21 protein-coding genes and 2 pseudogenes are annotated in these 17,112 nt (G+C 64.5%); 3 read left to right on the top strand and 20 right to left on the bottom strand.

Features of this window, described 5'->3' with window-relative positions; translation table 11 throughout:
* Positions 1-9 precede the first annotated feature (9 nt).
* Both WS45_RS19035 and WS45_RS19030 read right to left on the bottom strand, forming a co-directional pair.
* Positions 10-726 carry an ABC transporter permease gene (locus WS45_RS19035; protein WP_373559430.1) on the bottom strand — a complete coding sequence of 239 codons (717 nt, stop codon included), beginning with the start codon at positions 724-726 and terminating at the stop codon, positions 10-12.
* Between the two features lie 113 nt (positions 727-839).
* Positions 840-1,697 carry a transporter substrate-binding domain-containing protein gene (locus tag WS45_RS19030; protein ID WP_082721981.1) on the bottom strand — a complete coding sequence of 286 codons (858 nt, stop codon included), beginning with the start codon at positions 1,695-1,697 and terminating at the stop codon, positions 840-842.
* A gap of 200 nt (positions 1,698-1,897) precedes the next feature.
* Between WS45_RS19030 and WS45_RS19025 the strand changes: the two genes are divergently transcribed.
* Complete coding sequence (locus tag WS45_RS19025; RefSeq protein WP_059692457.1) at positions 1,898-2,806, top strand: LysR substrate-binding domain-containing protein; 909 nt, start codon at positions 1,898-1,900, stop codon at positions 2,804-2,806.
* 17 nt (positions 2,807-2,823) lie between these two features.
* Here the strand turns inward: WS45_RS19025 and WS45_RS35135 are convergent, their stop codons facing one another.
* From WS45_RS35135 to WS45_RS19015, 3 genes and pseudogenes are all read right to left on the bottom strand, one after another.
* Positions 2,824-3,006, bottom strand: coding sequence for a hypothetical protein (locus WS45_RS35135; RefSeq protein WP_179950380.1), 183 nt, complete (start codon positions 3,004-3,006; stop codon positions 2,824-2,826).
* Positions 3,007-3,069: 63 nt separating this feature from the next.
* Positions 3,070-3,345 (bottom strand): annotated as a pseudogene (locus WS45_RS19020) (patatin-like phospholipase family protein); the annotation flags it as partial.
* A pseudogene (locus WS45_RS19015) lies at positions 3,342-3,581 on the bottom strand (ATP-binding cassette domain-containing protein); the annotation flags it as partial. The pseudogenes WS45_RS19015 and WS45_RS19020, both read right to left, overlap by 4 nt.
* 346 nt (positions 3,582-3,927) lie before the next feature.
* Here WS45_RS19015 and WS45_RS19010 point away from each other — a divergent pair.
* Complete coding sequence (locus tag WS45_RS19010) at positions 3,928-4,692, top strand: winged helix-turn-helix domain-containing protein (protein WP_059692454.1); 765 nt, start codon at positions 3,928-3,930, stop codon at positions 4,690-4,692.
* A 228-nt stretch (positions 4,693-4,920) separates the two neighbouring features.
* Here the strand turns inward: WS45_RS19010 and WS45_RS19005 are convergent, their stop codons facing one another.
* The 12 genes from WS45_RS19005 to flgB all read right to left on the bottom strand — a co-directional run bounded on the left by WS45_RS19005 (position 4,921) and on the right by flgB (position 14,852).
* Entirely contained in the window at positions 4,921-5,979 is a 1,059-nt protein-coding gene (locus WS45_RS19005) for a hypothetical protein (protein WP_059701088.1), read from the bottom strand.
* Between the two features lie 15 nt (positions 5,980-5,994).
* Positions 5,995-6,906, bottom strand: coding sequence for a flagellin N-terminal helical domain-containing protein (locus WS45_RS19000; RefSeq protein WP_059701087.1), 912 nt, complete (start codon positions 6,904-6,906; stop codon positions 5,995-5,997).
* A gap of 16 nt (positions 6,907-6,922) precedes the next feature.
* Positions 6,923-8,281, bottom strand: coding sequence for a flagellar hook-associated protein FlgK (flgK, locus tag WS45_RS18995; protein WP_059701086.1), 1,359 nt, complete (start codon positions 8,279-8,281; stop codon positions 6,923-6,925).
* A 134-nt stretch (positions 8,282-8,415) separates the two neighbouring features.
* The gene (locus WS45_RS18990; protein WP_257140538.1) at positions 8,416-8,772 is read right to left on the bottom strand and encodes a rod-binding protein; all 357 of its coding nucleotides are present in this window, start codon (positions 8,770-8,772) and stop codon (positions 8,416-8,418) included.
* 13 nt (positions 8,773-8,785) lie between these two features.
* Complete coding sequence (locus WS45_RS18985) at positions 8,786-9,925, bottom strand: flagellar basal body P-ring protein FlgI (RefSeq protein WP_156437228.1); 1,140 nt, start codon at positions 9,923-9,925, stop codon at positions 8,786-8,788.
* An 11-nt stretch (positions 9,926-9,936) separates the two neighbouring features.
* Positions 9,937-10,593, bottom strand: coding sequence for a flagellar basal body L-ring protein FlgH (flgH, locus tag WS45_RS18980; protein ID WP_059701083.1), 657 nt, complete (start codon positions 10,591-10,593; stop codon positions 9,937-9,939).
* Positions 10,590-11,378, bottom strand: coding sequence for a flagellar basal-body rod protein FlgG (gene flgG / locus WS45_RS18975; RefSeq protein ID WP_179949248.1), 789 nt, complete (start codon positions 11,376-11,378; stop codon positions 10,590-10,592). The genes flgH and flgG overlap by 4 nt, the downstream gene beginning before the upstream one ends.
* Before the next feature lie 35 nt (positions 11,379-11,413).
* Entirely contained in the window at positions 11,414-12,139 is a 726-nt protein-coding gene (locus tag WS45_RS18970) for a flagellar basal body rod protein FlgF (RefSeq protein ID WP_059701082.1), read from the bottom strand.
* A 2-nt stretch (positions 12,140-12,141) separates the two neighbouring features.
* Positions 12,142-13,317, bottom strand: a complete 1,176-nt coding sequence (locus tag WS45_RS18965) for a flagellar hook protein FlgE (RefSeq protein WP_059701081.1) — start codon at positions 13,315-13,317, stop codon at positions 12,142-12,144.
* A gap of 29 nt (positions 13,318-13,346) precedes the next feature.
* On the bottom strand, positions 13,347-14,006 hold the full coding sequence (locus WS45_RS18960) for a flagellar hook capping FlgD N-terminal domain-containing protein (RefSeq protein WP_059701080.1): 660 nt from the start codon (positions 14,004-14,006) through the stop codon (positions 13,347-13,349).
* Positions 14,007-14,032: 26 nt separating this feature from the next.
* On the bottom strand, positions 14,033-14,449 hold the full coding sequence (gene flgC / locus WS45_RS18955; RefSeq protein ID WP_059701079.1) for a flagellar basal body rod protein FlgC: 417 nt from the start codon (positions 14,447-14,449) through the stop codon (positions 14,033-14,035).
* A gap of 37 nt (positions 14,450-14,486) precedes the next feature.
* Complete coding sequence (gene flgB / locus WS45_RS18950; protein WP_059701107.1) at positions 14,487-14,852, bottom strand: flagellar basal body rod protein FlgB; 366 nt, start codon at positions 14,850-14,852, stop codon at positions 14,487-14,489.
* Positions 14,853-14,944: 92 nt separating this feature from the next.
* On the opposite strand from flgB, the gene flgA reads away from it, so the two are divergent.
* Positions 14,945-15,670, top strand: coding sequence for a flagellar basal body P-ring formation chaperone FlgA (gene flgA, locus WS45_RS18945; RefSeq protein ID WP_257140537.1), 726 nt, complete (start codon positions 14,945-14,947; stop codon positions 15,668-15,670).
* Here the strand turns inward: flgA and WS45_RS18940 are convergent.
* From WS45_RS18940 to flgM, 3 genes are read right to left on the bottom strand one after another with little or no spacing between them, the layout of a single operon-like run.
* Positions 15,612-16,409 carry a glycoside hydrolase family 73 protein gene (locus WS45_RS18940; RefSeq protein WP_059692443.1) on the bottom strand — a complete coding sequence of 266 codons (798 nt, stop codon included), beginning with the start codon at positions 16,407-16,409 and terminating at the stop codon, positions 15,612-15,614. The two genes, flgA and WS45_RS18940, sit on opposite strands and share 59 nt — an antisense overlap.
* The gene (gene flgN / locus WS45_RS18935; protein ID WP_059692442.1) at positions 16,396-16,821 is read right to left on the bottom strand and encodes a flagellar export chaperone FlgN; all 426 of its coding nucleotides are present in this window, start codon (positions 16,819-16,821) and stop codon (positions 16,396-16,398) included. The genes WS45_RS18940 and flgN overlap by 14 nt, the downstream gene beginning before the upstream one ends.
* On the bottom strand, positions 16,818-17,087 hold the full coding sequence (flgM, locus tag WS45_RS18930; protein WP_156437226.1) for a flagellar biosynthesis anti-sigma factor FlgM: 270 nt from the start codon (positions 17,085-17,087) through the stop codon (positions 16,818-16,820). Before flgM ends, flgN begins: the two co-directional genes overlap by 4 nt.
* Positions 17,088-17,112: the final 25 nt, after the last annotated feature.

The following is a 17,112-nucleotide window of genomic DNA, read 5'->3' as shown; positions in this document are numbered from 1 at the left end:
GCAGGGCCCTTATGCGATTCGCCGGGAACTTCTTCCCATGCGGTCTTCGAGACGATTGAATATTTTTCCGGAAAGCGCCGTCAGGACAAGGTACAGGGCTCCCCCGGCGATGAAGAACATGAAGTACTGGTGCGTCGATCCGGCGCCGATCTGGCTGGCACGCATCAATTCGACGAGACCCGTGATCGAGATCAGCGCCGAGTCCTTCAACGTCATCTGCCATACGTTGCCCAATCCCGGCAATGAAAAGCGGAATACCTGGGGGGCGACGATCCGGAACAGCAGCTTGCTGCGTGACATGCCCATCGACATCGCGGCCTCGATCTCTCCGCGTGAAACGGCCAGATACGCGCCGCGATAGACTTCGGCCTGATACGAACCGGAAATGACACCGACTGCCAGCGCCCCGGACAGAAAAGGCGGTAGTCCGAAAAAACCGTCCGCGCCCAGGTACTTCCCGATTTGAGTCGCGATCGACGAGCCGCCGAAATAGATCAGGTAGATGATGAGCAACTCGGGGACGCCGCGGAACACCGTCGTGTACGCGTCTCCGAAGGCGCGTGCCAACGGGTAGCGAGAAAGCCTCGACCATGCCACGGCCGCCCCCACCACCGCGCCGACGGCAAGTGCGGCGAAAGTCACTTCGACGGTGGTCGCCGTCGCCCGGAGAAGCGTCCCGCCCCATCCGCCGGATCCCCAGCCCAATAACTCGAATACCGACAACATCAACGTCTCCTCCCGGTCAATGCGGGTTTCGGACGGTCTCCGGGGCGAGGCGAGTCGAACCGATCCGCCTTTCCCGGTACCATTTAGTCATGCCGATGATGCAGGGGAGCCGGTCATGGCGCGACATTCATCTTGAACCATTTCTCGCTTAGCCGCTTGACCGTTCCGTCTGCGAGTGCCGCCTTGATTGCGCCATCGAATTTGTTCTTCAGATCGCCGTCCGACAGTCGAAACCCGAGTGCCTCACCAGGCCCGAACGCTCGCCCCTTCATTCGCGGCCCGGCGAACTGGAGATTCTTGTTCTCGGACTTGGAGAAAGCAGACGAGAAGTACGTGGCATCGTCGAATGCCACGTCGATCCGGCCGCTATTCAAATCCAGATCGTGCTCGGCCGCAGTCTTGTATTCACGAATCGTGGCGACATCGCCGAAATTGCCGTAAATGAAGGGGGTGAAGGACGTACCGGTTTGAATGCCGATCACCTTGCCTTTCAGTGCGCGGCGCAACGGCTCGAGAAGCTGCTTGTCCGAAGCCGAGCTACCCGGAAGTTCGATCTCCGTTCCGGTGCCGGGCAGATTGCGAAGGGGGCCGTTCTTCGCTACGGCAAAGGTTGCCGGCGTATTGGCATAAGGTACGGAGAATGCGATTTCCTTTTTTCGCTCTTCGGTGATGGCGAGCCCGTCCATGATCACATCGAATTTGCCCACCTTGAGTGCCGCCATCATGCCGTCCCAGTCCTGGGCGATCAGCTTGCACTTGATCTGGGCCCGCGCGCACAGGTTGGCGGCGAGTTCGGGCTCGAATCCGTCGAGCGTCCCGTCCGGACGGGTGACATTCCACGGTTCATACGCACCCTCGAGCGCAATCGTGACCTCCTTCCAGTCCTTCGCGTGAGAAAGGTGTGGAACAAGGCTGAAGGCCATCGCCGACACCAATGCCAGGAATTTCGCCGGCCGCTTCCGTGCTTGCATCGCTTGTCTCCTGCTGTCCGATTCATCGGATCATTCGATCTGCCCGTCATTGCGCCACCCATGCAGGTTCGGCTGTGCGGGCACCAAGTGTTGAGATTGCGCAAATTTTCTCAACAAGGCGTAAGCTATCGAAACAAAAAATTGACTTCAACAGTAGAAAATGTTGGTCTTTCAAAAGAAAAACTTTTGGAGAATGTGCGATGCGTGAGTTGCCGCCACTTAATGCCGTCAAGGCCTTTGAAGTTGCCGCCAGAACCGGCAGCTTTGCGCTGGCCGCCGCCGATCTAGGCGTCTCATCAGCCGCCGTCAGCCAGCAGGTTCGCAATCTCGAGGCATACCTCGGCAAGCAACTGTTTGTGCGGAATGGCAATCGCATTTCGCTCACTGATGCGGGGCGGGCGATCTTCCCACAAACGTCTCGGGCGCTCAGGGACATCGCGACAATGACCGAGCGCATTCTGGAAGGCGAGTTGCAGGCGCATCTGGTCGTTAGCGTGCCGTCTTCACTGACAGAAACCTGGCTCGTACCGAAATTGACGCAACTGTTCGAAATTTATCCGCAAATTGCAATTGATATTCGAGTGGAGGAAGACCCCGTCGATCTGTTACGCCAGAACGTTGATATACGGGTAAGTTACGGCGATTATCACTACCCGTCGATCCAGACGATTCCGCTGGTTCATGATGAAGTCATCCCGGTCTGCGCACCCGAGTTCTGGCATCGACATGGAAATGGCAACTTCAGCCTGAACGACATCCACGAAAGCCTGTTCATCCATACGAACTGGGGGCCAAATTACGCATCACACCCGACCTGGAACGACTGGTTCGCGCGAATCGACAATGAGCGCCATCTCGATCCGTCGAATGGCAGACGGGTTGGCCTCTCAAGCCTCGCCATCACGATGGCGCGGTCGGGGCTCGGAATTGCCCTGGCTCAGAAGCTGCTGGCTCAGGCTGATCTGGAAACCGGGCGGCTCATCGCGCTCTCGACGCATTCGATTCAACTCGGCCATCCATATTGCGCATTTGTGCCAAGAATGAAAGCCGAGCGCCCGGAACTTCGTCGACTTGTCAGACTGCTTTGCAATGAGGACCATCTGGATTGAATGCAAGGAGTTGCCGGTCAGACACACCGATTCCCCATTTCCGTTAATTCAGAAAATTCAAGCGGGGAAATTTCTCGACTCGCCTCATTATCGGTTTTATTTGATCCGGCAACGAAATGCTTCTTGAAAAAGACACCTTCGCCATCTGTCCCGCCGCTGCACGGCCACAACGCAGCGAACCGCTCCTGCATCTGGCTCACGTTCGCTCGTTGACCCAGGGCGTCTGCACATGATCGCCCCATGCCAACATTACCGCGATGCGGTCACAGAAATTCCCTGCGGATGTCGGTGCTCGACCGCTGCCCGATGTTTCCGTAGTGATGCGCGAGCCATGCATCGGCTTCGAGGCGCCCGTGGTCGTGCAGTTCGCTGAGAAACGCCCAATCCGCGTTGTACTTGCTCGATACGCACAACGCGCACATTGCGTCGTCGGCGCGAATCGAATGGATCGGCATTTCCTTCATCTCGCCGCGGTCGATCGTGCCCTGCTGGATCAGGTCGGTGACGAACGCGATCGCTCGCATCTCGCGCATCAGCGATAGTCGCTCGGATGCAGCTTGCCGTCGCGCGCGCGCTTCATCGCGAGCGTTTCCCCGGCGAGCGCGACGGAGCCGTCGTCAGGTGTCTCGAGCAGGTTCAGGCAGCGCAGGAACGTGCTCTTGCCCGACCCGCTCGCGCCGAGGATCGAGATGACGTCACCCTCGTGCGCATCGAGCGAAATGCCTTTCAGCACGTGATGATCGCCGAACGACTTGTGGATGTTCTTGACCGACAGCGCAACGGGAGCAGCGGCCGTCCACGATTTACAGCGCTATAGGACGCCACGCCGAGAGATTTTGCGAGTCACGGTCACCTCATCCATCGACTAAGCAATTTGTCGTTATTTTTTCAGACATTTCTCATAGTCATTGGCGGCGATCTATCGCAATATTGTTCGCATCGAACCCGCACACCGCGCCTGACATCACACCGTCCCGGTCCACACGCAACGAGCAGCAAGCTCGGCCACCGGAAGCATCTCACAAAGGTCTTCGTTCCGGTCGGACGACGGGTCGACTCATCGCCCGTCGCTGTGAATTCAGACGCTAACGTTGTCGCGACCACATGTAGCCGGAACATCGATGGATAAATATCTGATAGAAGACCGCGTTATCTTCAATTGCCATCACATGACTCTGACGCTCGCTGACCGCACGACCGAGTTGACTGCGAATGAAGCCGACTTACTGGTGATGGTACTCAAGGGGCTCGCCACCAAGGCAGCGGTAATGCAGCAATTGTGGGGCGACAAGGGGTTGGTCGTGACGGACAGCAGTTACCATCAACTCGTCCGCGCGGTGCGCGCCCGGCTCGAGGAACATGGCATCAGCGGCACGCTGATCAAAACGCTGCCACGTCACGGTCTGCGGTTCATCGGCACCGCGCAGCCACTCGACGATGCGGTGCCGGCGACCGAGCCACCGCAGACCGCCAAGCCCCATGACAACGACGAGAAGTGCGCCGATGTTACCTCGTCGTTCGACGACCCCGCTCACCACACCGTCCCGCCTCGACATGTACCCAAACGCCAACGTGCCGCCCGGCTAATCGAGCGCGCGCTCCTCATTGGTGCCGTTGTCTGGATCGGCTGCAACACCTGGAAGATAACCCTTCTCAACAAGCATTTCTCGGGGTTGCTCAGCGCATTGAAGCAGGAAGCGCAGCACCCGGCGCCCGCAAAGGCCGCAAGTCTCGCGCTCCTGTCTTCGATCGGCGTCAAGTTGCAGCCCGGCGAGCGCCTTTATCAGATCACGCGCGGCGGCAACAAGTGGCTCACCGTCTGTCCCGGCACGATCCACACGGTCCAGGGACGCTGCAAGACATATCTCGCGCAGGATCTGCCGTGAATCGCGCGCATCACACAGTGGCATGCCGACGCGATGATCGTAGCGCCCGCAACACTCCTCAAACGCGCGCGCAAGTCCGCTCACCTCTCGGCCCCACGTTGCGCTCGCGGCCCCCTCCATCATCCGTCCGGCTTCGCGCCATGATTCACATCCTGCGCCTGGTTCGTTCGCTTCCGACCGACTTCTCCCCCTCCATCTGACACACGCGCATCGACGGATGCGTCGCCGTCAACGCAATGCCAGCAATGTGTGCACACGCGTACGTTCGACGCCCGCAGTCGCCGGCGCGAGCGCCATCGCATCCTCGTAGTCGCGCACAGAACCTATCCGTGTCGCCATCTGCCCGGATACTGCCCGCGCCCAATCTGCATCGGCCACCGCGGGAATCAACTCCAGCGTCCGTCGCGCAGCACGCAGCATCTGCTCCGCGCGCGTCGTTGCCTGCTCGACCCGTTCCTGTGTCTGCACCACCGCGCGCAACGTCGCACGCAGCGTCAGCGGATCATCCACTCGCCAGCCGGCCGGGTCGATCCGTTCAGGCACATCGGTCAGCGTCGGGCGCAGCGGTTCGCCGTCCGGAAACCGGACGCCACCGCCTTTCACACGAAGTCCACTCATGACGCTCGGCCAGCGCGACTCCTCGACCGAAAAGCGGATCCGGCCATGCGGATCCTCGTCACAGGCGACACGCAGCGTCACAAGAGCAACCTTGAGCTGGTACACCATTTGACGCGTCGAAAGATCCGGCGCGAGATAAGCCGTCGCAGGACTCGCACCAGTGCCGGCAAGGTGAAACGTGATGACTTCTCCGGCAGCCCGACGCGCATCTTGCGCGTTCAGTCCTTCCACCGTGAATGCGCGCCTCGCCTTCCCCTCGCCTCCGATGTCCAGCGCATCGCTCAATCGGCCGCCGGTCGCGCCGGCCCGCCGATGCCAGGCGCTCACCGTGCGCGCCAACTGCGTGCGGGCGGCGTCCTCACTACCGCCGCCGACGAGGCTGGACCCGATTGCCTGCTTCAGCGCATTCAAATGACTGCTGAAGCCGGCCAGGTAATCGAGCACCTGTTGCATCCCGGAAGCCTGCTCGTTGATCTGCCGATGCGTCGTGATCCGGTCGCGCCGCTCGGCCGCGACGCGTATCGTGACGCGCGCGTCACTCGTCATGTCATGTGACGTCGCGTCGCGCGACCGGATTCTGCCGGAAACCGCCGCGCGCGGTGTGTCGTGCCGCACGGCGCCGGTTCCGGTGAGTGCGCTGTCCGCCGAGGAGCGAATATTGATTTCCATTGAGCCGCTTCGCCGTCAGAGCACGTTGAAGAGCGACAACTGCGATACCTGCGCATAAACCTTCTGCGTCGCCTCCAGCGCGGTGCGATAGCTCATGTACGCGTCGTAGACCTCGATGCGGTCGATCTTGCCTGCATCCTGGGCCGCCTCCGTGGTGACGACCTGGGACGACGCATGCAGATCGTCAAGCAGCGTGAGCATGTTCTGCGCGTTACCGAGCCGGCCGATCTTCGATTCGACCGACACCGACGTCCTGTCGATCACGTCGATCGCCTGCACAAGTGCGTCGCGCAGCGTCGAATCGTTCGCATTGGCGCCCGGCGCACGCATCCGCTCGATCGCGCGATCGAGCGCGTTGAGTGCGTCGGCCATCTCCGCGAGATCGTCGTTCAGCACCTCGGTGACGCCGTCGCCGACGATCGCCGCCTGCTTCCCGGCATTGCCGCCATATGCATAGCGGCTGCCGGCCGGCGCGACCGGATCGAAAGCGATCGGCGCCGTCGTGATCGCCGTCCCCGAAAACAGATAGTGGCCGGCGCCGTCGCGCGTATTGGATGAATGCACCAGCATGTCCCGCACCGATTCGAGCACACCCGCGATTGCCGCGAGATCGCCCGGCGCACGCGCGCCGTCCAGCGCCATCAGCAACTTCCGCTGCGCTTCGCCAAACTGCGCGACGATCTCGGAGAGCGCCTGCTCGCCGCGCTTGAGGCGGAACTCGAACGTCGTGATATTGGCGCGATACCGGGCGAGGCGATCGCCGGATTCGGCCAGCAACGCAAGGCGCACGGCACCGATCGGATCGTCGGAGGCTCGCAGGATGCGCTGTTCTGTCGTCATCCGAATCAATGTATCGGAAAGCTGCGCGTTGGTGCGCTGCGTCACCTGCTTCATGACGTCGTGGTGGAATTGGCTGGTCACTCGCATGTCGGCGCTCCGTGGGTCAGATGGCATTCAGCGTGGTTTCGAACAGCGCATTGGCGACTGCGATCACCTTCAAGTTCGCGTTGTACATATCCTTGAAACGGACGAGATTCATCGCTTCCTCGTCGTTGTCGACACCGCTCAGCGACAGCCAGTCGTTCTCCGCCTGCGTACGCACCGCCTGCGCGGTTTCGGCCACCAGCTTGTTTTGCTGGCTGGCCGAGCCAACCTTGCCCACGATCGATGCAAACGCATTCTCGATCGACACCGTGCCGTGGCCCGGCATCTCGATCCGCGTGGAACCCAAGCCGCTCAGCGCGAGCAGGTTGCGATTGTCGCCGGGATGATCCGGGTCGGCCGAAAAGGCCAACGCCTCGGGTTGCGTGTCGGGCACGACGCCGAGTCGACCGCTCGCTTCGTCGAAGGACAGCAACGGTTTGCCGGGATTGCCGTGCATGTCGTAACCCTGCGCCAACTGCGCATTGACTCGCTTCGCGGTCTCGACCGCGAGCGTCCGGAGCGCATCGAGCTGCGGACGCAGCACGTCAGTCTCGACCTCGGCGAGTCCGCGCAGCGCCCCGCCGACGTGTGTCGACCGCAGCGGCATCTTCTGTTGTCCGAATGAAATCACCAGTGCCTGTCTACCGTGTCCGTCTCGCCGGATGTCGATTCGACCCGCCTGCTTGCCGACCACGAGCGGTTGGCCGAACGCCATCGACACGTCGACCGTGCCGTCCCGCTGCTGCACGACGCGCACGCCGGCGAGCCCCGCCATCTGGTCGACCGCAACGTCGCGTCGGTCCATCAGCGCCGCGACGTCGCCGCCGCTCGCGAGGCCAACCGCGATTCTCCCGTTCAAGTCGGCGATCTGCGTGGCAAGCCCGTTGACCTGGTCGACCGTCACGTCGCGCTGTCGTTCGATGCTGCGCAACTGGTCCTCGAACGCCGCGCGCATGCCGTTGAACTGCCGCGTCATTCCGCTTGCGGTGTCGAGCACGGCGTTGCGCAGCACCGGATCGCCCGGTTCGCCGGTCGCACCGCGTAGTGCCCCGAAGAACGCGCCGAGCCCGAGATCGCGGTGCTGGATATCGCCGATTGCCGGGTTGCCGCCCACCATTCCTTCAAGTTGGTCAAGATGCGATTGGGCGGCCTGTGCACGCCCGGACGCATTCGCCGCCTGCCACATCTGCTGTGTCCGGTAGCCCTCGTTGATGCGCATCGCGGCCGACGCGTCGACGCCACCGTGCGCGTTGCCCGACAGAAGCACGCCGCGCCGTGAATAGCCGGGTGTCGCAATGTTCGCGACATTACTGCTGGTCGCATGGAGCGACCGGTTCGCGGCCAGGATGCCCGACATGCCGATGTCGATCATATTCATCGTCTACCTCCCTCATCGATCGATGCTCGCCCGGCCCACGACGGGCGGCGAGCGGAAACAGCCGCGCAAGCGGCCCCCTGCCGTATCCGGCGACCGACACGCGCATCGACTTAAATCCGCGCGGCCAACCGGCATCACGCCTGCGCCGAGGCGGCCGTACCGGCGTCCGGGGGCAGTTGCCGCAAGATGAAATCCGCGATGCCGAACGCATGACGCGACGCGAGCAACCGGGCGACCTGTCCGTCCGCCAGGTCCGTCATGTCGCTGCCGGCGCGGTCGCGGAAGATACTGCCCGCCGGGTTGATCTCGCGAATGGCGTTGCGCATCGCCCGCAGGATCTGCGCGACGAAGAGCGCCTCGAACTGCTCGGCCGCGTCAAGCGTCCTGGCATCGTGGCCGCCGGTGGCACGCGGGGGCGGCATTGCCGGCGTGCCGACCGGCCAGCCCGGCGGCACCACGCGGAACGACATGGCCATGGATGGATTCGACATTCGCGCGCCCTCCTCAGATGACGACCATTTCGCCGTTCAACGCCCCGGCCTCATCGAGCGCCTGCAGGATCGCCATCAGGTCGTCCGGCCCCGCGCCCGTTGCATTGATCGTGTCCACGATCGCCTGCAGGCTCGTGCCCGCTGGCCAGCGAAACATTCGGTTGCCGCCTCGCTGCACATCGACTTGCGACAGCGGCACGACGGCGGTCTCGCCGCCGCCGAACGGATTCGGCTGGCTGACGAGCGCGCCTTCGGAGATCGTCACCTTCAGCGCACCGTGCGACACCGCCGCGGGCGACACCGTCATGCCCTGGCTGATCACCACCGTGCCGGTGCGCGAATTGAAGACGACGCGAGGCGGCGCCTTCTGCGGCGTGACGCTGATCGCGCTCAGTTTCGCGACGAACTCGACGCGCGCGGTCGGATCGACCGGCGCGCCGACGTCGACACTCGTGCCGTCGCGGCTCGTCGCGACGTCATGGCCGACAACGCGATTGATCGCGGCGACGATGTTGGCGGCGGTCTGGAAATTGGGGCGTTTCAGGCTGAGCGTGACCACCGGCTTCGTGTCGAGGCCGGTCCGGATTTCCTGCTCGATGGTCGCGCCGCGCGGGATGCGGGCCGCCGCGGTGGTGTTGATCGTCACGCTCGACCCGCCGCGGCCCTCCGCGCTCACACCCGGCACGACAAGATTGCCTTGCGCGAGCGCATAGACCGCGCCGTCTGCCGCGCGCAACGGCGTCAGCAGCAGCGTCCCGCCCCGCAGGCTCTTCGCGTCGCCCATCGACGACACGGTCACGTCAATCTTCTGGCCCGGCCTGTAGCCCGGCGGAAAACTGGCGCTGACCATGACGGCCGCGACATTGCGCGAGCGCAGGCGGATGCCTTCCGGCAACGTCACGCCGAATTGCTTGAGGACGTTCGCGACGGACTGGCCGGTGTAACGGATCTGCTGGCCGTCACCAGTGCCGTTCAGGCCGACGACGAGGCCGTAGCCGACGAGCTGGTTGTCGCGAACGCCCTCGATGTTGACCAGCGCACCGATCGTCGCCGCGCCGCACGAGGACGGCGCGCCGAGCAGCGCAACCGTCGCCGCCACCGTCGCCGCGAGCACGCTCGGGCCGGCCAGGATGGTCGAACGAAGTGTTCGCATAGGGCTTCCCATCAGAACGGCATCCATGGACTGTTGAGGAACCGCGTCAACCAGCCGGCCGAATTCGATTCGGACAGCGCGCCCTTGCCGACATACTGGATGCGCGCATTCGCGATTCGACGCGACGACACGCGGTTGTTCGTGTCGATGTCGGCCTGCCGGACATAGCCGGTCAGGCGCATCACCTCCTCGCCCTGATTCAGCGACAGCACCTTTTCGCCGCGCACCTGAAGCAGGCCGCCCGCGAGCACGTCGGTGACGATCACGGTAATTTCGCCGCGCAGCGAGTTTTGCTGCGAGCTGCTGCCGCTGCCGTCGAACTTGCGGTTCGCGCCGATCGATGTATCGAGATCGATCGGACTGCCGAACAGCCTGCCCGGCTCCACTGATACGTCGTTGCTCTTGCCGAAGCGCGTATCGGCGCGCTTGCTGGCCTGCGTGGTCTCGTCGAGCGTGACCGTGAGCGTATCGCCGGGCCGGTAAGCCCGGCCGTCGGCGGCCAGCGACCAGGCGGTCGCCGCATTGAACACGCCTCCGGCGCGCGGGGCGGTAAGCGCCCATGTGGCCGACGGCAGATCGTCCTCGGCAAAGTCCGGGCGCGGAGGGTCGAGCAGCGCGCACGCGCCGAGCAGCGCGACCGGTGGCAAAAGGAGCAGGCGTTGCTTCATCGCGCGGCCTGCGACAGTTGCTGTAACATGTTGTCGGCCGCGCTCAACACTTTCGTGTTCATCTCGTACGTCCGCTGCGCGGCGATCATGTCGACCATTTCCTCGACGACCTGCACGTTCGCTCCTTCGAGTGCCCCCTGCTTGATCTTGCCGAACACGTCGGTGCCGGGCTCGCCCTCGTTCGGCGGGCCGCTCGCGACGGTCTCCATGTACAGGTTGTCGCCGAGCGCGAGCAGGCCGGCCGGGTTGACGAAGTTCGCGAGCATGATCTGCCCCGCTTCATTCGGCGTTGCCGAACCCGGCACCGTCACGGCGACCACGCCGTTCTCGCCGATCACGATGTTCATCGCATTGTCGGGAATGCTGATCTCCGGCTGCAGCGGCAGGCCCTGCGCGTTAACCAGCTGCCCTTCCGCGTTCACGCTCAGTTGTCCCGCGCGCGTATAGCCCGTCTCGCCGTTGGCCTGCAGCACCTGGATGAAACCCTTTCCCGTCACCGCGACGTCCAGCGACTGCCCGGTCGTCTGCACGCTGCCGTCGGTGAAGATCTTCTGCGTGCCGACGAGCCGCGTGCCGCTGCCCATCTGGATGCCCGACGGCGACGCGTTGTCCTGGTCGAGCTGCGCGCCGGGCTGGCGCTCGATCCGGTAAAACAGATCCTCGAACATCACGCGGTCGCGCTTGAACCCCACCGTGTTCACGTTCGCGAGATTGTTGGCGATCGCCTGCAGCTTCGCATCCTGCGCCTGCAGCCCGGTCTTGCTGATCCACATTGCCTGATTCATCGTTCTCTCCAATCGGTTATGCGTCGACGTCGCGATCAACCCCGGATCAACCGGTTGCCGGCGTCCGCCATCTCGCCCGCGGCGCCGAACATCCGCATCTGCACCTCGAACGCGCGGTTCAACGACATCGTCGCGATCATCTCGGCGACCGGCGACACGTTGCTCCGCTCCAGATGCCCGCCCATCACGCGCACGTCCTCGGCCGGCGGCAGCGGCTGACCGTCGCGCGCGACGAGCAGCCCCGCCGGGTCCTTGACCAGGTCGGCTGCCGGTGCATCGACGAGCGCAAGGCGATCGACGGCCTGCACATCGGCGTCGCCGGGTGCGGTCACGGAAATCGTGCCGTCTTCCCCGATCCGCAGGCTCGTGAACTCCGGCAGCACGATCGGGCCGCCCTCGCCGATCACCGCGCGGCCGTTGACGGTCAGCGCCCCGTCCGCATCGATTTCGAAATTGCCGGCACGGGTGTAGCGCACGCCGTTCGCGTCGGCGACGGTGAAGTAGCCGTCCCCCTGAATCGCCGCGTCCAGCTCCCGGCCGGTTTCCGCCAGCACGCCCACGCGACCGCTCACGGCGCCGGACTCGGGCTTCGCCAGATGGCGGGAGTCGTAGCCGTAGCCGCGCACCGCGCGCGATTGCGCCATCTCCAGTTCCGCGCGGAACCCGTCGGTCTGCGCGTTCGCCAGGTTGTTGGCATGCACCTCGAGCCCATGCCACGCGCGGTCGGCACCGCTCATTGCCGTATAGATCAATGCGTCCATGATCAAAGCGCCTGCATCAACGCCTGCATCATCTGATTCTCCGTCGACAGCACTTTCGAATTCGCCTGATAGTTGCGCTGCGCGGTCATCATGTCGACCAGCTCCTTCGTCACGTCCGCGTTCGACAGTTCGAGCGAACTGGTCACCAGCTTGCCGAGCGCACCGGCGCCGGCGGTGCCGAGCAACGCGTTGCCCGACGCGGAGGACGCTCGCCACGCGGTGTCGCCTGCCGCCTCCAGTCCGTCCGGGCTCGGGAAGGTTGCAAGCGCAATCGTGCCCAGCGTGCGCTTCTGGCCGTTGCTGTACTGGACGACGACGTTGCCGCGCGAGTCGAGCGTCGGCTCGCCCGGCACGCCGGCCGCGTGGCCGTTGTCGCGATTGACCATCGTCGACGCTTCACCCGCGACCTGCGTCGCGCCCGCGTAATGGATGGCAAGGGTCAGTGGCGCCGCGCCCTCCGGCGTGCCGAGGTTCAGCGGTGTCGGCGTGGTCGGCGACGTCAGCCGGCCGTGCGTATCGAAGCTCAGCGTCGCCGAACCGTCGATGCGTTCGCCGTTCATCGCGTAATGCACTGTGACGTCCGTCGACGGCGATGGCGCCTTCACGAAGTACTGCGTAACGATATGCTGCCGTCCGAGCGAGTCGTAGACGGCCGACGACACCGTGTGATTGAAGGATGTGTCGTCATCCTTGTCGAACACCGCTTGCACAGGCGCCTCCCAGTCCGCCGACAGGTTACCGGCGTAGTCGAGGCGATCGCTTGCCTTCGCGGGCGCCACGCCGACCGGAATCTGCAGGTCGCCATACGTGCCGCCTGCCGCATAACCTTGCGCACGGCGGCCGAACGCGTCGACGAGATAGCCGTCCGCATCACGCTGGAAGATGCCGACGCGCGTAAAGAGCGTCGATCCGTCTGGGTCCTTCGTGACGAAGAAGCCGTTACCGTCGATCGCGGCGTCGAGCCCGCGCCCGGTCGCGAACACGCCGCCGCCCACGCCGATGCTCTGGGTGACGGAGCCGATGTACGCGCCGTTCGCCTGCGTGCCCGAGATCATCGTCGCGAAGTTCGCGCGGCCGGACTTGAAACCGTAGGTGCCGGTGTTGGCGATGTTATGGCTGATCGTCGTCAGCTGATTGTTGATGGCATTGATGCCCGATAAAGCGATGTTGAAACTCATGTGTATTCCTTGCGTGATGGGTGAGTGGGTCAGCGGCCCTGAAAACTGACGATCGCCGCGGTGTCGACGTCGCCGACGCCGGCCACGCGCAGGATCACCTTGCCGTCGGCACCGAGACGCACGTTCTCGAGCGTGCCTTCGATATTGGCCGGCGGCGGCGTGCCGTCGCCGGTCTCGACGCGAATCCGATAACGGCCGGCGGCCAGGCCGAGCTGGGTCGGGTCGATGCGGAACGGCGCGTCGCCCTTCGGGCGCGCACCGAGCGCGATGTGCTTGACGCTGCCGGATGCGCCGGTGAGCACGACGGTCACATCCGATGCGTCGCGATCGAGCGCGATGCGCCCGTTGACCACGCGGTCGCTCACATCGACCGAATCGGCTTGCGCCATCACCTGCGAGCCGACGTGCGTTCCAAGCGCCACGGTGATCAATTTCCCGACCAATCCCATGCTGTTCTCCACCAGATTCACGACCGTATTGAGCGATGCCGTCTGTTGCGCCTGCATGATCTGCGACACGAACTGCGCGGAATCCATCGGGTCGAGCGGGTCCTGGTTCTGGATCTGCGCGCTCAGCATCTTCGCGAAGATGTCCGTCGACGTCCCGCCGCTCACCGTCCCCGATGGCGCGCGCGTCGTATCGGCGTTGAACGGCATGCTTGCCGGTGAAAGCTGGATTGGGTTCGACATGTTGTCCTCATAGCGATAAGGGTTCGTTACTGGCCGAGCCTGAGCAGCTCGCGCTGCATGCCGTTCACGCGCGCGAGCACCTCGACGTTGGTCGAATACGCGCGCGACGCGGACAGCATGTCGGTCATTTCCTCCACCGCGTTGACGTTCGGATACAGCACGTTGCCTTGCGCATCGGCGAGCGGATGACCCGGCTGATGAACCTTGCGCAGCGGCTCCGTGCTCGTCACGACATCGAGCACCTGCACGCGCGCGCCCATCGATTCGCCATCCTCATCGATGCGAAACACCGATGCGAAGACGGGCCTGCGCGCGCGATACGCATCGGCCTCGGTGGCGGACGCCGCATTGGCGTTGGCCAGATTGCTGGCAATCGTGTTGAGACGCACGGTCTGCGCCGACATGGCGGAGCCGGCGATCTGCGCGATTTCCCTGAAACTCATGACACCTCCTCGGAAAGATGCAAAACACCGCGTTTCATTACGTGTTGCCCGTGATCGCGACATGCAGACCGCGAATCCGCAGGTTGAGAAACGCGATGCTCGTCTGAAAATCCACGTCGTTCTGTGCGAATGCCGCCTGCTCGACGCCGAGCTCGACCGTGTTGCCGTCCTGCGACGCCTGGAACGGCACGCGATAGCCGAGCGTCGCGGCGCCTGCGAGCGGCACGCCCGGATACGCGTTGCCGGCCGCATCGGCGATGCTTCGCCGAAAATCCAGGTCTCGCGACTGATAGCCCGGCGTATCGAGGTTCGCCAGATTCGACGCGATGATCTCCGTGCGCGCCGCCCGCAATCTCAACGCGACCGGATGCGGCCCGAGCCCGTTCGCCAGATCAAATGCCATTTCGTTCTCCTTCATTTACACTTCGCTCATCGATTCCGAACCGGGCCCGTCTCGTCTTTATGTCGCAGCTAGAACGTATTCCATTTCACATCATGCGCACGATTCGTTTCCCGATTGCCCTTCTCCTGCTGCCGATGTCCTGCACGCACGCCGCCCCGCCTTCGCCCGCGCTGCAAGCCCGGGCGCACGACGCGGCGCTCGCGGAACTGACCGCGCGCGCGCAACGTGCGGGGCTGGACGACGCAGCCATCGCGGTCGTCATACCGCCGCCGCGCCGCCCTGCGCCCGGCTGCGCCACGCCGTTCGACATCTCGGTCGGCGAGCCGGTCCGGCTGAGCCGCATCGTGCTCACCGCGCACTGCCCGAGCACCGGCCAAACCGCGAAATTCATCGCTCGGGCAACCATCACCGCGACGATCCCCGTCGCGTCGCGGAACATCGCAGCGGGTCAACCGCTCACGCACGACGATCTCGATTCGGCCGTGCGGACGTTGTCGTCGCTCACCGACACGGTGACGCGCGCCGACGATGCGATCGGCAAGCTCAACCGCCGCGCCCTGCGCCAAGGGCAGACCCTGTCGCGTCGCGCCCTGCAGGCGCCGGCGCTGATCCGGCGTGGCCAGACCGTGCGCATCGTCGCGCGCATCGGATCGGCTCAGGTCGTCAATACCGGCGTGGCGATGCAGCCTGGCGCACAGGGCGACATCGTGCGCCTGCGCGTCGGCAACGGCAGCGCCGCACGCGAGATTCAGGCTCGCGTTACCGGCGAGGCAAGCGCGCAGCCGATCGATCTGCCGACGTCCGACGTGTCCCGGTGAGCCCGCCGTCGCGGCCGGCGCGCAACGCCGCCACGTCGGCGACCACCCGGCGCAGCTTCGACGCATAAGCGGGATCGGTCGCATAGCCGCCCCGCGCCAGCGCCGCCGCAAACACGGCCGCATCGCGTCCCGCGCCGACGACGTCGCGAAACCGCGGATTCCCCTTGAGCATCGCGACATAGTCCGCGAACGCCGCGCGATAATCCGGATATGCGCGAAACCGCTCCACCGTTTTCAGTGGCGTGCCGTCGACGAATTCGGTCGTCGGCACGTCGACAACGCTGCCTGCCCATCCCGCACCCGCCTTCAGGCCGAACAGGTTGTGGCTGTCCGCCCCGTCGCGCATCGTCACCGGATGCCGCCCCCAGCCCGATTCGAGCGCCGCGTGCCCGGCGACCAGATCCACCGACACACCCAGCGCGGCCGCCGCCTCGCGAGCGAACGGCAAGATGTCGTCGAGAAACGCACGCGGGCTGGTGGCCGGACGGGCCGGCGCCACGTCCGCCGCCGGTCGAGCCGCCTCGCTGCCCGGATGCCGCAGCGGCGGCGCCCCGCGCCATGCGTCGTCCCCGATGCGAGGAAAACCCTCGGAAACGATCGTCTCGATCTCGCGCCGCAGTTGTGCGAACGCCGCGCGAAACGCGCCGACGGCCAATCCGGACGCGCGAGAATACGGCGCATCGCTTTCGGCCCGTATCGCGCCGGTCGGCAGCCAATTCGACGCGTCACCGACCCACATAGGTATCGACCTCGCCGTACAGTGCGCGCTGCGCGATTTCAAACTGCGACATCAACAGCGCCGCATTGCGCTGATTCAGGTTTCTGCATTCCTGAATTTGCGATTCGAACTGCGCCACCACACGCGTCAGCCGCTCGCGCACCCGGCCCGGCAACGCCGCCCATGCCTGCGTCATCGATTCCGGCTCCAACGGGCTGACGAGCACGTGCATGCACCGCCTGCGCATCTCGTGACTTGCGCGAAGCGCATCGGCGAGCGCGAGAATCGCGTTGCCCGTCGCCATCAGCGATGCGCCGTCGCGACGCAATGCGGCGGCGAACTGCAGGTCGAGCAGCCCCTTCATTTCGGCGTAGCGGGCCACATCGACGCGGATCCCGTCGAGGATCTTCGCGAACGCTTCGTTGCGCGTCATTCCCGCCCTCCGTGAAAACGCTGAATCAGCGCGGCCAGCCTGCCCGCGTCGAATGGAATGCGACCTTCCGCGAGCGCGATGCGCAGCGCGTCGACGCGCGCCTCGTCGAAATCCGGCAGGCTGCGCAGCGCCGCCTGTGCGGACCGGACCGCCTCGATCGAGAAGTCCGTGCGGGCCGCCGGCGCATTCGCGGCGGCGCCGGCCCGGCCGACCGGTGCAACGTGGGGCGCCGTGCTGCCCGGTTCCTGCGGCGCGCGCGGTTTCATAGTCGACAGTCTCATGTTTGCCCTG

Origin of the sequence: Burkholderia sp. RF2-non_BP3, from assembly GCF_001522185.1 — a bacterium.
GTDB classification, from domain to species: Bacteria; Pseudomonadota; Gammaproteobacteria; order Burkholderiales; family Burkholderiaceae; genus Burkholderia; species Burkholderia diffusa.
This window is presented reverse-complemented; position numbering and strand designations above follow the sequence as displayed.

Excerpts from the sequence above, each read along its gene's own strand:
- flgH (WP_059701083.1), bottom strand. The coding sequence starts at position 10,593 with ATGAAGCAACGCCTGCTCCTTTTGCCACCGGTCGCGCTGCTCGGCGCG.
- flgN (WP_059692442.1), bottom strand. The coding sequence starts at position 16,821 with ATGACGCGCAACGAAGCGTTCGCGAAGATCCTCGACGGGATCCGCGTC.
- flgA (WP_257140537.1), top strand. The coding sequence starts at position 14,945 with ATGCGCACGATTCGTTTCCCGATTGCCCTTCTCCTGCTGCCGATGTCC.
- flgC (WP_059701079.1), bottom strand. The coding sequence starts at position 14,449 with ATGAGTTTCAGGGAAATCGCGCAGATCGCCGGCTCCGCCATGTCGGCG.
- WS45_RS19005 (WP_059701088.1), bottom strand. The coding sequence starts at position 5,979 with ATGGAAATCAATATTCGCTCCTCGGCGGACAGCGCACTCACCGGAACC.
- flgB (WP_059701107.1), bottom strand. The coding sequence starts at position 14,852 with ATGGCATTTGATCTGGCGAACGGGCTCGGGCCGCATCCGGTCGCGTTG.
- flgG (WP_179949248.1), bottom strand. The coding sequence starts at position 11,378 with ATGAATCAGGCAATGTGGATCAGCAAGACCGGGCTGCAGGCGCAGGAT.
- WS45_RS19030 (WP_082721981.1), bottom strand. The coding sequence starts at position 1,697 with ATGCAAGCACGGAAGCGGCCGGCGAAATTCCTGGCATTGGTGTCGGCG.
- WS45_RS18940 (WP_059692443.1), bottom strand. The coding sequence starts at position 16,409 with ATGTGGGTCGGTGACGCGTCGAATTGGCTGCCGACCGGCGCGATACGG.
- flgK (WP_059701086.1), bottom strand. The coding sequence starts at position 8,281 with ATGAATATGATCGACATCGGCATGTCGGGCATCCTGGCCGCGAACCGG.
- WS45_RS19010 (WP_059692454.1), top strand. The coding sequence starts at position 3,928 with ATGGATAAATATCTGATAGAAGACCGCGTTATCTTCAATTGCCATCAC.
- WS45_RS18990 (WP_257140538.1), bottom strand. The coding sequence starts at position 8,772 with ATGTCGAATCCATCCATGGCCATGTCGTTCCGCGTGGTGCCGCCGGGC.
- WS45_RS19035 (WP_373559430.1), bottom strand. The coding sequence starts at position 726 with ATGTTGTCGGTATTCGAGTTATTGGGCTGGGGATCCGGCGGATGGGGC.
- flgM (WP_156437226.1), bottom strand. The coding sequence starts at position 17,087 with ATGAAACCGCGCGCGCCGCAGGAACCGGGCAGCACGGCGCCCCACGTT.
- WS45_RS18970 (WP_059701082.1), bottom strand. The coding sequence starts at position 12,139 with ATGGACGCATTGATCTATACGGCAATGAGCGGTGCCGACCGCGCGTGG.
- WS45_RS18960 (WP_059701080.1), bottom strand. The coding sequence starts at position 14,006 with ATGTCGAACCCAATCCAGCTTTCACCGGCAAGCATGCCGTTCAACGCC.
- WS45_RS18985 (WP_156437228.1), bottom strand. The coding sequence starts at position 9,925 with ATGCGAACACTTCGTTCGACCATCCTGGCCGGCCCGAGCGTGCTCGCG.
- WS45_RS19025 (WP_059692457.1), top strand. The coding sequence starts at position 1,898 with ATGCGTGAGTTGCCGCCACTTAATGCCGTCAAGGCCTTTGAAGTTGCC.
- WS45_RS19000 (WP_059701087.1), bottom strand. The coding sequence starts at position 6,906 with ATGCGAGTGACCAGCCAATTCCACCACGACGTCATGAAGCAGGTGACG.
- WS45_RS18965 (WP_059701081.1), bottom strand. The coding sequence starts at position 13,317 with ATGAGTTTCAACATCGCTTTATCGGGCATCAATGCCATCAACAATCAG.